The organism is Sulfurospirillum sp., assembly GCF_036802865.1.
GTDB lineage: Bacteria > Campylobacterota > Campylobacteria > Campylobacterales > Sulfurospirillaceae > Sulfurospirillum.
Map to the genome: position 1 here is coordinate 78,733 of NZ_DAIRVK010000001.1, position 14,776 is coordinate 93,508.

Sequence of the window (14,776 nt, forward strand, 5' to 3'; positions counted from 1 at the left end):
ACTCTACCAACTGAGTGTGCAAGCTTGGAAACCACAGCGGCAAGCATAGCCAAATTAGCTTTGCTAGTTTGACGAGTAGGACTTTTAATTGAAGACTATTTTATCGAAAATTTCTTAATTCTATGGGCACAAGAGGGGTTAGTTTGCTCAAATCAAACTGATTTTGTTGCTCTTTTGTTGCTCCAAGGGTCTGTTCTACATGTAAATAATTTTGTAGAAAGTAGGTACCTTGATAACCTTTTTTATGGAGACTTTCAATGATCGCATTGATGTCGTGTATGTTCAGTAAATCACTGTGGAGTGTTGTGCGTACTTCAAAAGGAAAATGGTTTTGAATCAGTAGCTCAAGGCTTTGTTCAAAACGCTCAAAATGCCGATATCGCGTTAGTGTTTCATATTTGTCTTGGGGAGCTTTGTAGTCGAGTGCTATGTAGTCAACAAGGTTTTTCTCTATTAATGTTGTCAGTAGCTGTGGATTTGATCCATTGGTATCAATTTTGATTTTATAGTCTAAGGTTTTAATAGCTTCACAGAATGCTTCAAGATGCGGGTATAGGGTACATTCGCCACCACTTAACACAACACTATCAAGTCGCCCTTTACGGCTTTGAAGAAATTGAAGAGCTTCATCGAGGCTTATTGTTCCAGTATCTCGTACTATTTGAGGATTGTAGCAATAGGGGCATGCCATATTGCACTTTGCAAACCAAAAAATAGACGCTAGATGATGAGGATAGTCTAGCGTCGTAAATTTGGTAATACTATGGATGGGTTTATTTATGGCAGCATCTCTCAACAAATTGTGTTCGCTCTTTGTGTTCACCTGTTTTTCCAACATTGAAACTCTCTACGGGTCTGTGATAACCCATAACACGAGTGTAAACGATACATTTCGTACGTTTTTCTCTCAATTTCTCTAAAATTTCTGTTTTGCTCATGATGCATCTCCTTCTTTGTATTGTTCAATTAACTCTTCGTCACATTTAGGACAAAACTCATGCTCACCACTGATGTAACCATGTTTTTCACACACTGAAAAGACAGGTGTGATGGTTAGGTATGGCATACGGTAGTTAGTAATGACATTTTTGACCAACTTTTTACACGCTTCACTGGAACTAATGCGCTCTTTCATGTAAAGATGCAGAACGGTTCCACCTGTATAGGAGCATTGAAGGTCATCTTGTAGATCCAATGCTTCAAAAGGATCATCGGTATAATTCGCAGGAAGTTGAGAGGAGTTTGTGTAATAAACATTTTTTCCTGATCCTGCTTGGATGATCTCAGGGTAACGCTTTTTATCTTCTTTCGCAAAACGATACGTTGTACCCTCTGCTGGTGTTGCTTCAAGATTGTAGAGATTTCCCGTTTCTTCTTGGTAAGCAACCATTTTATTGCGCACAAATTCTAATATTTCATGAGCAAATTCCATTCCATATTCATCTGCGATCGTATGCTTGTCATCCGTAAAGTTACGGATCATTTCATTAATACCATTAACGCCAATCGTTGAGAAATGGCTGTTAAATCCTGGTAAATAACGTGCTGTATAAGGGTAAAGCCCACGGTTGTACATCTCTTGAACAAAAACACGCTTTTTCTCTAGCGTTGATTTTGCAAGGTCCATTAAGTACTCAAAACGCTCCATCAATTCTTTTTTATTGCCTTTATAAAGATAACCAAGACGTGCCATATTGAGTGTGACAACACCAATACTTCCTGTCATCTCAGCACTTCCGAAAAGTCCACCACCACGTTTTAAAAGCTCTCTAAGATCGAGTTGCAAACGACAACACATAGAGCGCACGTGACCTGGTTTGTAAGCTTTTGGATTTTCAACAAGTTTTCCTTCAGCATCTCTGACGTATTGACTTCCAATGAAGTTTTGGAAATACGATGAACCAATTTTTGCGGTATTTTCAAAGAGTAATTCTGTATTCTCGCCTTCCCAATCGAAATCTTCTGTGATGTTAACGGTAGGAATTGGGAATGTAAACGGTTGACCTGTTTTATCACCTTCTGTCATGACTTCATAGTAAGCTCTATTGATAAGATTCATCTCTTTTTGGAAATGTTTATAGGTCATTGCTTCAAGTGAGTTAACCCCTCTTCTTTTAGCCTCTTCTACAAGATCAGCATCGTTAATCTCTTTAAAGAGGTGACGTTGACTTGACGTTGGGATTTGATCTGCTAAGTCTTTAGGCACAGTCCAATCAATAGTAATGTTCGTAAAAGGGCTTTGTCCCCAACGCGCAGGAACATTGAGGTTGTAAATGAAGCTACGAATTGCCTTTTTAATCTCTTTGTATGAGATTTTGTCTTTGAATGCGTATGGCGCTAAGTAGGTATCAAACGAACTAAATGCTTGTGCGCCTGCCCACTCACTTTGAAGGATTCCTAAGAAGTTTGCCATTTGCCCGAGTGCTTCACGAAAATGCATTGGAGGGCGACTTTCAACACGACCTCTGACCCCGTTAAAACCTTCATCCAAAAGGACTCTAAGGCTCCAACCAGCACAATAAGCGGTTAAACAATCTAAATCATGGATATGATAGTCGCCATTGCGGTGCGCTAAACCCTCTTCTTTGGAGTAAATTTTATCGAGCCAGTAATTGGCTATAACTTTTCCTGCTGTATTATTAACAAGGCCTGCGTTAGAGTAACCAGTGTTAGAGTTTGCTTTAATTCTCCAGTCACTTTTCCCAATGTACTCTTCAATCGTTTGACTCGAATTGACATAGGTTGTGTCTTCATTAAGTCCGTAGATGTGTTCACGTTGCATTTTGTGTGTATGTCGGTAAAGAATGAATGAGCGCATAACGTCAAAATAACGAGATTTATAAAGCTCTTGTTCGATCATATCTTGGAAGTCTTCGACCGCTGCTACACGTTTTTTCTCAATGCGCTTTAGGATCTCTTTAAAGATACTTTCATCGTACGTTACACCTTCGCTTTTAAAGGCCTTTTTGATGGCATCTTCGATCTTAAAAGGTTCGAATTCTTCTGTTGTTCCGTCACGTTTGAGTACTTTGGTTAGCATGGTTATCCTAGATTTAAAAGTAGTGAAGATTATAGTAAGAGTAAAATTTAAAGAAACTTAATGATTAAGCTGCAACAACTATGTCACAGCCTCAAAATAGAGCTTTTTTGTCATGTTTATTTAAAGCTATCAAGGCTCTAAATAAAGGGATTATAGTCTATTTATGTCCAAAATATATTAAAATAAAAAATTAATTTAAATATTAATATACTAGCTTAGTATTGCATGATTAAGTGCTTCATTTACGTGCAATAGAGTGGTGTCAAACAACGGAATTTTCGAGCTTTGCTGATCCAGCAAAAGCCCAATTTCAGTGCACCCTAAAATAACAGCATCAATGCTTGGATTATAATGTTTAAGATCACCAATAATCTTCACAAATATCTCTTTTGAAGCTTTTTCAATTTTACCAACGCAGAGTTCTTGAAAGATAATTTGATTAATTGTTTCTATTGATTTTTCATCAGGAACAACAACGTCAATTAGGTGTGTATTTAAAATATCTTTGTAAAAAGACTCTTGCATCGTAAATTTGGTTCCTAGCAGAATTGCTTTATGTGCACCGTGAACATTAAGTGCACTTGCGGTTGCTTCTGCAATATGTAAAAAAGGTACGTTAATATGAGGCGTGACTAAAGGAAGAACTTTGTGCATGGTATTGGTGCATAGAAGAATAAAATCTACTCCAGCACGTTCTAGGGAAAGAGCTGCTTCTTTGATGATGAAAGCAGACTCTTCCCATTTTCCTTCTGTTTGCAGTTGAGCAATAGGTGCAAAGTCAACGGAATGAAGAATGACTTTTGCACTATGAAGTCCACCCAACCTTGCTTTTACTCCCTCATTTAAAAGTTTGTAATAACTTAGTGTGGACTCCCAGCTCATACCACCGATCAGTCCTATTGTTTTCATTTGCAACCTTTGCGTGTAACGCTTATTGACAACCTTCGCACTCAATGCTACGATCCGCTACTTCAAGTTTGTTTTCAGGCGATTGTGAACGTAGATAATACGTTGATTTAATACCCAATTTCCATCCTAGCATATAGATATCATTGAGGTACTTTCCACTGGCTTTATCAAGGGTAATAAAGATATTAAGGCTTTGTCCTTGATCGATCCATTTTTGACGAATTGCTCCCGCTTTAATGAGTACTCTTTGATCGAGTTCATACGCTGGAGTATAAAATCCCCAGGTATCGGGGTTAAGATTTGGAGCAACCACAGGTATCATACCGGAGAGGTTCTCTTCAAACCATTTACGTTTATAAACTGGTTCAATGGTTTGGGTAGTTCCAACGAGAATAGAGATAGAGCTTGTTGGTGCAATAGCCATTAAATAGCCATTACGCATACCATTGTGTTTTACTTTTTCTTTTAAGCTATCCCAGTCATACATATAACCAAAAAGTCCACCACGATCAACTAACTTTTTAGCTTCTTCATTGGCTGTATCGATTGGGAAAATGCCTCTGCTCCATTTTGAGCCTGCAAATTCTGGATAAGCGCCTTTTTCAATCGCTAAGTTAGAAGAGGCAAGGATAACGTTGTAGCTGATTGCTTCCATTACTTCATCGATTTTACTAAAGTGCTCATAACTTCCCCATGCAATGTGCTTTTCTGCGAGCATTTGCGCTTCACCCATAACACCTAAACCAATTGCACGTGATTTGAGGTTAGTATGTTTGACTTTTGCGTGTGGGTAGAAGTTAAGGTCGATAACGTTGTCTAACATTCGTATGGCAATTGGTATCGTTCGCTCAATATCTTCTTTGGTATTGATAATGGAAAGGTTCACACTCGCTAGGTTACACACAGCGGTTTTACCCTCTACCATCTCTTTTTCAACAATAAAAATATCTTTACCATCAATGCTATCGAGTGCTGTTACTTTCTTAGCCTCTTTGGTAATGCCACTGTCTACTTTAACCAAATCACTCTCTTCGTATGTAATGAACGTTTGATCATTAAAAACAATTTTGATTTTATAATGGTTTGGTTGTGTGTTTTGAAAAATCTCTGTACACAAGTTAGAACTTCGAATAATGCCTGAATGGTCATTTGGATTGGCTTTATTGGCATTGTCTTTAAAGCATAAAAAGGGGCTTCCGCTTTCAAAGTAACTTGTAAGAATTTTCTTCCACAACTCTTTTGCCGGGACATACTCTTTTGCAACATTTTCATTTTGCTCATAGGCGAGGTATCGTCTTTCAAACTCTTCACCAAAGACTTCACAAAGATCATGTGTTTCAGCAGGATCAAAAAGTGTCCAAATAGCATTTGCTTCAACTCTTTTCATGAAAAGATCGTTGATCCAAAGTGCTGGGAAAAGCTCATGTGCGCGACGCCTCTCTTCACCTGAATTTTTCTTCAAGTCTAAGAAGTCAGAGATGTCCATGTGCCATGGCTCTAAATAAACCGCAATAGCGCCTTTCCTTGTACCCAGTTGATCAACCGCTACAGCAATATCATTGGTGATTTTTAAAAACGGTATAACACCACCCGCAGCATTTTTATGACCATCGATCATACCACCCATTGAGCGTACAAGATTCCAGTCCCAGCCAATGCCTCCACCAAATTTACTGAGCAGTGACATCTCTTTGTATGAGTCAAAAATACCTTCGATATTATCCGGTGTACTCCCGATGTAGCAGGAACTGAGTTGATGACGTGTTGTTCGTGCATTTGAAAGCGTTGGTGTGGCTAGCATCACTTCAAATTTACTGATAACATCGTAAAATTTCTTTGCCCAGTCTTGGGAGTTTAATTCGTTTTGTGCTAAAAACATTGAAATTGCCATAAACATATGCTGCGGCAATTCAATTGGCCTTCCTTGTCTATTTTTGATCAAATAGCGATCGTGAAGTGTTTTAATACCAAGATAATTGAACTGAAGGTCGCGCTCTGGTTTGAGGTGAGATTCTAAGTCTTTTAAGTCGTATTTTTCTTTAAGGCCCAAAGCAATACGTCCTTCTTTTTCTCCACGCTCCAAATATTCCGCAAAACTTCCATAACCTGTAAAGCCATTGACTTTATGGTAAAGGTCATAAAGGAAAAGACGTGCAGCAACATACGTCCAATTTGGGCGATCTATATCAATTTTATCGACTGCTGTTTTAATCAATGTTTTTTGAATCTCTTCAGTGGTGATTTGATCACGAAATTGAATCTTTGCATCAACTTCTAGTTCACTTTGAGAGACGTTGTCCAAACCTTTGATAGCAGAGCTGGTATATTTTTGGATTTTTGAGATGTCTAGTGGCTCAATGCGACCATTACGCTTTTGGACGGTTAACATTATTTGAACACCCTTTGGAAGATTTTATCAACATTTTTTGTATAGTAAGAATAGTCAAAACACTCTCTGATTTCTGTTTCACTTAGTTTTGCTCGAAGGTCTTCGTCTGCGAGTAAGTTTTGAAGGTATAAACTTTCACCATCGCTATTAAGTGCTGGTTTTCCATGTTGAAGATCTTCCCAGACTTTCATTGCATTACGTTGAACGATTTTGTAGGCATCTTCACGTGATACATTTTTAAGTGGAAGCTCAAGAAGAATGCGTTGAGAGAAAACAAGGCCACCTGTGAGGTTAAGGTTACGCATCATATTGTCTGGGTAAACAACCAGTTTTGAGATAACACTGTTGAGGCGGTTTAGCATAAAGTCTGTGGTAATAAACCCATCGGGTAGAATAAAACGCTCAACCGAGCTGTGACTAATGTCTCTCTCATGCCATAATGCAACGTTTTCCATAGCTGGGATCGCGTAGGATCGAATCATGCGGCAAAGTCCAGTAATGTTCTCACTGAGGACTGGATTGCGCTTGTGAGGCATTGCAGAGCTTCCTTTTTGTCCTTTTTCAAAGAACTCTTCACATTCATACACTTCGGTGCGTTGATAGTGACGAACTGCTACAGCAATTTTTTCACAACTGGAAGCTAAAAGAGCAAGTGCATTCATCAAAGCAGCATAACGATCTCTTTGAATAACTTGGTTTGAAACAGGAGCTGGAGTTAGACCAAGGTCAGCACACACATACTCTTCAAGTTCAATCGGTGAGTGAGCCATGTTTCCCATTGCACCACTGATTTGTCCTACAGAAATAACTTCCATAACGTTTTCAAGATTTTTAAGACTTCGTTTGATCTCTTCGTACCAAATAGCAAGAACCAAACCAAAAGTGATAGGCTCACCATGAATACCGTGACTTCTTCCAACCATTAAAGTCATCTTGTGTTCCATTGCTCTCGTTTTTAATGATTCCATTAAAACTTTAACATCGTCAATGATAACGTGTAAAGAGTCGCGCATTTGAAGTGCGACAGCTGTATCGATACAATCTGAACTTGTCATGCCATAATGTACCCATCTACTCTCCTCACCAAGACTGTCAGCCACACTGGTTAAAAAAGCAATAACATCATGTCGTGTTACCTTTTCGATTTCATCAATTCTCTCAATATTGAACTTGGCATTCTTAACAATCTTTTCACAATCACTATCAGGAATAAGACCTAGTTTGTTCCACGCTTTGGTAGCGGCCTTTTCGACTTTGAGCCATGCGTCGTATTTTGCCTCAATTGTCCAATGCTTTTTCATCTCTTCTCTTGCGTAGCGCTCTACCATTTTTATTCCTTGTCTGTTTTGTGATTTTTCTGTGATAAAATACGTTGAATTTATCTATAGAATCGTGTTTTTTTTGATTCTTTATTTTAACAATTTCGGACTAAAAAAGGGTTGAATTTTGGCGTATACTTTGAAAAAGTTTGTTCTTGAAGAACCAACACTTGCCTTTCGTTTTTTAATGGATACGTTTGACATTAGCATGGGCGAAGCACAAAAAATTGTTGATAAAAGGCGAGTGTTTGTTGAGGACGAACAACTTCTGAAAAAATCAGCTCTCATTGTTGGGAATATTGGTGTTATAGTTTTTGAGGGAAATTCAAAAGGTTTACTCCCTATTTTCGAGACAGAAGATTTTGCTGTGTTTGAAAAGCCAAGTGGTGTGATGATGCATCCACGTAAAAGAAGTGATGGATATACTCTTAATGATGAGATTAAATCACTTTATGGAAAAGATGCTAATGCAGCGCATCGTATTGATAAAAGTACAAGTGGGTTGGTTTTAGTTGGTAAACACAAACAAGCCGAAATTGATCTTAAGCGCATCTTTGCAACAAGACAAGTTCAAAAGAGTTATTTGGCTTTAGTGCATGGTAAAATGGATGATGTGATCATGATAGATGAAAAACTAAAGCGTGATGTTGAAAGAAGCCAAATTCGTCTTAAAGTGCATGTAGATGAAAGAGGGAAAGCTTCTCAAACCAAAATTACTCCCCTGCACTATTTTGCAGACAAAGATGCTACGTTGGTTGAGGCCGTTCCTTATACTGGAAGACAACATCAGATACGAGTACATTTGTTCCACGTGAAACATCACATTGTTGGTGATCCAATTTATGGTATTGATGAAGATTATGCTGAAAAGTTTTTAGATGGGTTAATGAGTGCAGAAGAGCAATTGGAAATAACTCAAAGTTCACGTCTTCTTTTGCATGCTCAAACACTAGCATTTGAGTATAAAGGAATTGCGTATAAGATAGAATCAAAGTTTGATGCTAAAAAAATATTTTACAACTTAATGAAAGGATAGAAATGAAAACAGTTATAGTTGATGGCGTAAGAGTAGCCCCGAGTAAAGTAGTGTGTATTGGTCGTAATTATGTTGAACATATTAAAGAGTTAAACAATGAGGTCCCTACTTCTATGGTCTTGTTCATGAAGCCTAACTCGGCACTCAGTAGTGAGCTCATAACAGGTGCAATAACACCCCTTCATTATGAAGGTGAAATCTCTTTTTTAATCAAAAAAAGAAAGATAAGTGCTGTTGCTTTTGGACTTGATTTGACTAACCGTGAACTTCAAAGTGAGCTTAAAGGAAAAGGCTTACCATGGGAGCGTGCAAAGGCATTTGATGGTGCAGCTGTTATGAGTCAGTTTGTAAGTATTGAAGAATCTGAGACTGATAAACTCTCTATGCAATTATGGATTAACGATATGTTAGTTCAAGAAGGAAATATTGATCTAATGATTCACAAACCGCTATCTGTTATCAAAGAGATTAACTCTTTTTCAACATTGATTGATAACGATATTATGATGAGTGGTACACCCAAAGGCGTTGGAAGTTATATAAAAGGTGATAAATTTGTAGGTAAGATTTTTATTGCAGATAGAGAAATTATTTCTAAAGAATGGATAGCTAAATAAAATTAGAAGAGCTTTACATGTAAAGCTCTTACTTCTCTTTTTTAAAGAGGACTCTCACCAATCCACCTACTCCTACGATCACGACAATAATTAAAAAACCAAGTTGAAAAAGATCAAGCATTGTCATTTTTTTGTTCCTTATCTTTTAATTGACCACAGGCCGCACTGATATCCAAACCTTTTGATTGACGAATCGTGCAGAGAACTCCATGATCAACAAGATACTGTTGAAATGCAACCATGTCTTTCTCAAGAGGACGTCCAAATTCACTTCCATGATGTGGATTAAAATAGATTAGATTAACTTTCGATTTTATGCCGTGTAGGAGCTTCACCAGCTTCTTTGCACTCTTCTGGTCATCGTTTACCCCTTTCATCACTAAGTATTCAAACATGACGCGTTTACGTGCATCTATGGGGAATGCTTTGACAGCGTTAATAATCGACTCTATGTTATAGGCTTTATTGATAGGCATAAGCTTTTGTCTAAGCTCATCATCAACAGCATGAAGAGAGATAGCTAACAAAACACCTAAGTCCATTAGCCCCAGTTTCTCTATTTGAGCACTAAGCCCACTGGTTGAAATTGTTTGTCTACGAGGAGAGATAGAAAGGCCATCAAGATCATTAAAAATTCGCACCGCTTTGCTCACGTTAGCAAGATTATCCAGTGGTTCACCCATACCCATATAAACAATATTAACTCGTCTATTTTCTGCAATTGCATTATCTCTTTTTATCATTAGAATTTGAGATGTTATTTCGCCCGCTGTTAGGTTACGTTTAAAACCACTTTTCCCTGTAAGACAAAAAGCACAGCCGATTTTACAGCCAACTTGTGATGATATACAAATGGTGTAGCGCGTGTGATGAAGAAGCTTCCCCTCTTCGTCTGTTTGCTCTTGTTTCATTGGAAGCAGAACAGATTCTACAGTATTGCCATCTTTGAGTTCAAAGAGATACTTTTTACTGCCATCCCTACTCTCTTCAACTTTAGCAATTGTCAGTGGATCAAGATAGTATGTTGAATTGAGTTGATCTTTTAACTCTTTTGGGAGATTTTTCATTTCATCAAAAGAATTAACATATTTTTGATAAAGCCATTGATAAATTTGTTTGGCTCTAAATGAGGGTTTTATAACCTCAGATAACTCTTCTTTAGAAAGATCGAATATATTTTGTTTTTTCATGATACCTCAAATTTTCATATTTTTTTCTACGTGTAAAGTAATTAACTCTTTAGCTTTAGTATGGTTTTTGACAAAATCATTGTGTGCATTTTCATCGCAATAATTCGTAACAACAAAAAGACCTGAACAAGGTAATTTAAATTGATTTGCAACACTTACAATAGAAAAGAACTCCATATTCTCTAACTCCATATTTTTTTCAAGTATTTTCTTAGACAATGTGGAGTCAGTAGTAATGTAATTACTTGAATTAACAATAGGAGATAGATGATTTGTTCCACGTGAAACATGAATAATGTTTGCATCAATTTGGTTTTGTAAAGGCGTATAGCATTGATTTTGTAAGTAGCCAAGTTCAATATTCGCAGCACTATAACTATGAATGAGTTCTAAAGGTTTATAGTTCCCATAACTGCCTGCTGTGCCAATAAAAAATAAAAAGGCAGGTTTTTCTTCAAGCACAAGCTTAGTGAGGTTCATAGCACTTTCTATCAATCCTACGCCAATGGGCTTTGCAAAATCAAATGTTTCATTTCGCCCTGCGCAAAGAATCATAATCGTACTGCAATCCCCTCATTTCTGAGGTAACGTTTAAGATCCATGATATCAATCTCTTTAAAGTGAAAGATGGAAGCAGCAAGTGCAGCATCAGCACCATTTACAAATGCATCTTTAATGTGCTCCATTGTTCCTGCACCACCACTAGCAATGACAGGAATATCAAGCATATTACTCATTTGGGAAGTGAGTGGGATGTCGTAGCCATTTTTCGCACCATCACAATCCATTGAGGTTAAGAGTATCTCACCCGCACCTCGTTCTTGCGCCTCTTTCGCCCAAGCGAGTGCATCAAGGCCTGTGTCAATTCTTCCACCATTGATAAAAACATGCCATGAATCACCTGTACGTTTAGCATCAATAGCTACAACAATACATTGCGAGCCAAAGCGTTTGGAGGATTCATCTATAAAATGAGGATTAGCGATGGCTGGAGAATTGATGCTTACTTTGTCACATCCTACATGTAAAAGGCGGTAAATATCTTCCAGTGTTCGTATGCCACCACCAACCGTTAGTGGTATAAAAACTTCACGTGCTACTTTTTCAACAATATCTACAATTGTTCCACGACCTTCATGACTTGCTGTAATGTCTAAAAAAGTAAGTTCATCTGCACCTTCTTCATTGTATCGTTTTGCTATTTCAACAGGATCGCCTGCATCTTTGAGTCCAACAAAATTAACACCCTTAACAACACGTCCATTTTTGACATCCAGACAAGGGATAATACGCTTAGCAAAATGCTCCATAAGGTTCTCTTTTTTAGATAAATATAGGCATAAATGATAGCGAAAGAATTAAAAAAAACTTCTGAAAAAAGAGATTAATTGGGAGCATAACTCTTTTATAAGTAAAGATTAGCTACAATCGGTTAAATTTTAGAAAATAGGCGTGCAAATTGATAGAGGCAAAAAAGAAATTTGGCCAAAATTTTTTAAAAGATAGCAGTGTTTTAAGTAAAATCATCCAAGCGATGCCCCGAAATGATCGAAAACTCATTGAGATAGGGCCTGGCTTAGGTGATTTGACGCAAGAACTACTGAAGGTTAAGCCTTTAGTAGCATACGAGGTCGATGAAGACTTGTGCGTTTATTTGAGAAAAAAGTTCTCAAAAGAGATAGATGAGGGGAGCCTAACATTGGTCCACACCGATGTTTTAAGCCAGTTTGAAAAAGGTTCATTGCTCAACGAACCTTATGATCTGGTGGCGAATTTACCCTATTACATTGCGACAACCATTATTTTGGATGCTTTAGAAGATCCTTATTGTAAATCAATGGAGGTGATGGTTCAAAAAGAAGTTGCAGAGAAATTTGCAGCATCTCCAAAGACCAAAGAATTTACTTCTTTAGCCATTTTAGCCCAAAGCGTTGGCGTTGCAAAACTACTTTTTGATGTCGATCCAACATCGTTTGATCCACAACCTAAAGTTGTCTCTTCTATTCTCAAAATTGACAAACAAAAAGAGTTTGTTGAAGGGTCATTTTCGGGTATTTTTGAAACCAAAGAGCAATTGCAAAAATTTAAAAAATATTTGCGTTGTTCTTTTCAAAGTCCGCGAAAAACTTGGTTGAAAAATATTTCTTCCGAGTTTGATAAGCAATCTGTGCAAGATTTGATGCAGATGCAAAATCTCCCAGCAACCATTCGTCCTCATGAAATAAGCGTCTTGTCTCATCATCTACTATTTAAACATTTAAGGTTGAATGATGCAAGAAAACGAAGTAACGCAACAACAGAATAACAGTAACGAAAAGCCTAAGGAAAATACTCCAAAGCCTCAAGGGCAACCTAACAAACGCCCTTCTCATCCAAACAATGCAAAACAGGTGAGTCAAGACACACAAAATAGTACTTCAAAAGAGACTTCTGGTGAACCAAGTGAAAAAAAACCACGTAATAACAGAAGACGTAAGGGTAATAAATCACCGACAGCTTCTCTAGAGGGAAATGAGCTTTGGCAACGTGATATGAAAAAAGCCATTGAAGCCAATCAAAAAATGCATAAAGACAGACTCAATCGCTCTAATCTTATTGATCAAGTTTCCAAAGGAAAGATTAAAATTACACCATTAGGTGGGCTCGGTGAAATTGGTGGTAATATTTGTGTTTTTGAAACAGAAACATCAGCGATAGTTTTAGATGTTGGCATGAGTTTCCCAAGTGAAGATATGCATGGTGTGGATATCTTGGTTCCTGATTTTAGTTATTTGCGACAAATTAAGAAAAAAATAGCTGGAATTATTATTTCTCATGCTCACGAAGATCATATTGGTGCTATTTCGTACCTTTTTAAAGAGATGCAGTTTCCACTTTATGCAACCCCTCTTCCTCTTGGAATGATCTCTAATAAATTTGACGAACATGGATTGAAAGCGCATAAAAAGTATTTTAGACCTGTTGAAAAACGTAAAATTTATAAGATTGGTGATTTTGAAGTTGAGTGGATTCATATTACCCACTCTATTATTGATGCCTCTTCTCTTGCTATTACCACAGAAGCTGGAACCATCATTCATACGGGCGATTTTAAAATCGACCACACGCCTATCGATGGCTTCGTAACAGATTTGAACCGTTTCGCTGCTTATGGTGAAAAAGGTGTATTGTGTTTAATGAGCGATAGTACAAACTCTTATAAAGAGGGGATTACCCGTAGTGAAAGTACCGTTGGAAAAACATTTGACTCAATTTTTGCCAAAGCAAAAGGTCGTGTCATTATGTCAACATTCTCTTCAAATATCCATAGGGTTTATCAAGCAATTGATTATGGTTTGAAATATGGTAGAAAAGTCTCTGTTATCGGTCGTTCAATGGAGAGAAATCTTTTTACAGCTATTGATCTAGGCTATATACAACTGGATAAAAGTATCTTTATTGATCCGCATGAGGTCAACAAATATCCTGACAAAGATGTACTAATTGTCACAACAGGTAGCCAAGGTGAGACGATGAGCGCACTTTACCGAATGGCAACGGATGAGCATCGTCATGTTAAGATTAAACCAACAGACCAGATTATTATTTCAGCTAAAGCAATTCCTGGAAATGAAGGAAGTGTTTCTAAAGTATTGAACTTCTTACTTAAAAGTGGCGCTAACGTTGCTTACCAAGATTTTAGTGAAATCCATGTTAGTGGGCATGCTGCACAAGAAGAACAAAAACTCATATTACGTCTTGTGAAACCTCGCTTTTTCTTACCTGTACATGGTGAGTACAATCATATTTCAAAACACAAAGAGACTGCAATACAGTGCGGTATTCCAGATCGAAATATCGTATTAATGAGCGATGGCGATCAGATCGAAGTCTGTGCTAAATATATGAAAAAAATTAAAACGATTAAGACAGGCAAAGTGTTTATTGATAACCAAATCAACGAACAGATTGCGGATGATGTTGTTATCGATCGTCAAAAATTAGCAGATTCTGGTTTGGTGATGTTAGTGATTCAGATTGATAAAAGTGAGCACAAGCTTATTTCTAAACCAAAAATTATTAGTTATGGATTAGTTCCTGATCGTGACGATAAAGCATTCTCTATTGAAATGGAAGGTGTCATTGATCAATTTATTGTAAATGCTAAAACAGAGCTGCTTGAAAATGCAAGAGCCTTGGAAAATGAAGTAAGACAAGTAGTTCGTAAGCATATTTATAGACAAATGAAAAAATATCCAACGATCGTTCCAACGATCTTTATGATGTAGGGAATGGC

13 protein-coding genes are annotated in these 14,776 nt (G+C 37.4%); 4 read left to right on the top strand and 9 right to left on the bottom strand.

What is annotated here, in order from left to right:
* Positions 1 to 100 precede the first annotated feature (100 nt).
* From V7Q04_RS00400 to purB, 6 genes are all read right to left on the bottom strand, one after another.
* Positions 101 to 838, bottom strand: a complete 738-nt coding sequence (locus V7Q04_RS00400) for an anaerobic ribonucleoside-triphosphate reductase activating protein (protein ID WP_333802949.1) — start codon at positions 836 to 838, stop codon at positions 101 to 103.
* The gene (gene nrdD, locus V7Q04_RS00405) at positions 774 to 938 is read right to left on the bottom strand and encodes an anaerobic ribonucleoside-triphosphate reductase (RefSeq protein ID WP_263832391.1); all 165 of its coding nucleotides are present in this window, start codon (positions 936 to 938) and stop codon (positions 774 to 776) included. The genes V7Q04_RS00400 and nrdD overlap by 65 nt, the downstream gene beginning before the upstream one ends.
* Positions 935 to 3,040 carry a ribonucleoside triphosphate reductase gene (locus V7Q04_RS00410; RefSeq protein ID WP_333802950.1) on the bottom strand — a complete coding sequence of 702 codons (2,106 nt, stop codon included), beginning with the start codon at positions 3,038 to 3,040 and terminating at the stop codon, positions 935 to 937. The genes nrdD and V7Q04_RS00410 overlap by 4 nt, the downstream gene beginning before the upstream one ends.
* A gap of 210 nt (positions 3,041 to 3,250) precedes the next feature.
* On the bottom strand, positions 3,251 to 3,949 hold the full coding sequence (locus tag V7Q04_RS00415; protein ID WP_333802951.1) for an aspartate/glutamate racemase family protein: 699 nt from the start codon (positions 3,947 to 3,949) through the stop codon (positions 3,251 to 3,253).
* A gap of 22 nt (positions 3,950 to 3,971) precedes the next feature.
* Positions 3,972 to 6,338, bottom strand: coding sequence for a ribonucleoside-diphosphate reductase subunit alpha (locus V7Q04_RS00420; RefSeq protein WP_333802952.1), 2,367 nt, complete (start codon positions 6,336 to 6,338; stop codon positions 3,972 to 3,974).
* Positions 6,338 to 7,666 carry an adenylosuccinate lyase gene (gene purB, locus V7Q04_RS00425; protein ID WP_333802953.1) on the bottom strand — a complete coding sequence of 443 codons (1,329 nt, stop codon included), beginning with the start codon at positions 7,664 to 7,666 and terminating at the stop codon, positions 6,338 to 6,340. Before purB ends, V7Q04_RS00420 begins: the two co-directional genes overlap by 1 nt.
* 118 nt (positions 7,667 to 7,784) lie before the next feature.
* Here purB and V7Q04_RS00430 point away from each other — a divergent pair, with 118 nt between their 5' ends.
* Positions 7,785 to 8,693: an RluA family pseudouridine synthase gene (locus tag V7Q04_RS00430; protein WP_333802954.1), complete on the top strand. Its 909-nt coding sequence runs from the start codon at positions 7,785 to 7,787 to the stop codon at positions 8,691 to 8,693.
* 2 nt (positions 8,694 to 8,695) lie between these two features.
* Positions 8,696 to 9,310 (top strand): fumarylacetoacetate hydrolase family protein, encoded by a 615-nt coding sequence (locus V7Q04_RS00435; RefSeq protein WP_333802955.1) that lies wholly within the window; start codon positions 8,696 to 8,698, stop codon positions 9,308 to 9,310.
* A gap of 113 nt (positions 9,311 to 9,423) precedes the next feature.
* Here the strand turns inward: V7Q04_RS00435 and rlmN are convergent, their stop codons facing one another.
* From rlmN to hisF, 3 genes are read right to left on the bottom strand one after another with little or no spacing between them, the layout of a single operon-like run.
* Positions 9,424 to 10,500: a 23S rRNA (adenine(2503)-C(2))-methyltransferase RlmN gene (gene rlmN, locus V7Q04_RS00445; RefSeq protein WP_333802957.1), complete on the bottom strand. Its 1,077-nt coding sequence runs from the start codon at positions 10,498 to 10,500 to the stop codon at positions 9,424 to 9,426.
* Between the two features lie 6 nt (positions 10,501 to 10,506).
* A complete protein-coding gene (locus tag V7Q04_RS00450; protein WP_333802958.1) occupies positions 10,507 to 11,055 on the bottom strand; it encodes a phosphorylase family protein in 549 nt (182 codons plus the stop codon).
* Positions 11,052 to 11,810: an imidazole glycerol phosphate synthase subunit HisF gene (gene hisF / locus V7Q04_RS00455; protein ID WP_333802959.1), complete on the bottom strand. Its 759-nt coding sequence runs from the start codon at positions 11,808 to 11,810 to the stop codon at positions 11,052 to 11,054. Before hisF ends, V7Q04_RS00450 begins: the two co-directional genes overlap by 4 nt.
* Positions 11,811 to 11,959: 149 nt before the next feature.
* Here hisF and rsmA point away from each other — a divergent pair, with 149 nt between their 5' ends.
* Entirely contained in the window at positions 11,960 to 12,805 is an 846-nt protein-coding gene (gene rsmA, locus V7Q04_RS00460; RefSeq protein ID WP_333802960.1) for a 16S rRNA (adenine(1518)-N(6)/adenine(1519)-N(6))-dimethyltransferase RsmA, read from the top strand.
* A complete protein-coding gene (locus V7Q04_RS00465) occupies positions 12,771 to 14,768 on the top strand; it encodes a ribonuclease J (protein WP_333802961.1) in 1,998 nt (665 codons plus the stop codon). The genes rsmA and V7Q04_RS00465 overlap by 35 nt, the downstream gene beginning before the upstream one ends.
* The last annotated feature ends 8 nt before the right edge of the window (positions 14,769 to 14,776 follow it).

Excerpts from the sequence above, each read along its gene's own strand:
- V7Q04_RS00400 (WP_333802949.1), bottom strand. The coding sequence starts at position 838 with ATGTTGGAAAAACAGGTGAACACAAAGAGCGAACACAATTTGTTGAGA.
- nrdD (WP_263832391.1), bottom strand. The coding sequence starts at position 938 with ATGAGCAAAACAGAAATTTTAGAGAAATTGAGAGAAAAACGTACGAAA.
- V7Q04_RS00410 (WP_333802950.1), bottom strand. The coding sequence starts at position 3,040 with ATGCTAACCAAAGTACTCAAACGTGACGGAACAACAGAAGAATTCGAA.
- V7Q04_RS00415 (WP_333802951.1), bottom strand. The coding sequence starts at position 3,949 with ATGAAAACAATAGGACTGATCGGTGGTATGAGCTGGGAGTCCACACTA.
- V7Q04_RS00420 (WP_333802952.1), bottom strand. The coding sequence starts at position 6,338 with ATGTTAACCGTCCAAAAGCGTAATGGTCGCATTGAGCCACTAGACATC.
- purB (WP_333802953.1), bottom strand. The coding sequence starts at position 7,666 with ATGGTAGAGCGCTACGCAAGAGAAGAGATGAAAAAGCATTGGACAATT.
- V7Q04_RS00435 (WP_333802955.1), top strand. The coding sequence starts at position 8,696 with ATGAAAACAGTTATAGTTGATGGCGTAAGAGTAGCCCCGAGTAAAGTA.
- rlmN (WP_333802957.1), bottom strand. The coding sequence starts at position 10,500 with ATGAAAAAACAAAATATATTCGATCTTTCTAAAGAAGAGTTATCTGAG.
- V7Q04_RS00450 (WP_333802958.1), bottom strand. The coding sequence starts at position 11,055 with ATGATTCTTTGCGCAGGGCGAAATGAAACATTTGATTTTGCAAAGCCC.
- hisF (WP_333802959.1), bottom strand. The coding sequence starts at position 11,810 with ATGGAGCATTTTGCTAAGCGTATTATCCCTTGTCTGGATGTCAAAAAT.
- V7Q04_RS00465 (WP_333802961.1), top strand. The coding sequence starts at position 12,771 with ATGCAAGAAAACGAAGTAACGCAACAACAGAATAACAGTAACGAAAAG.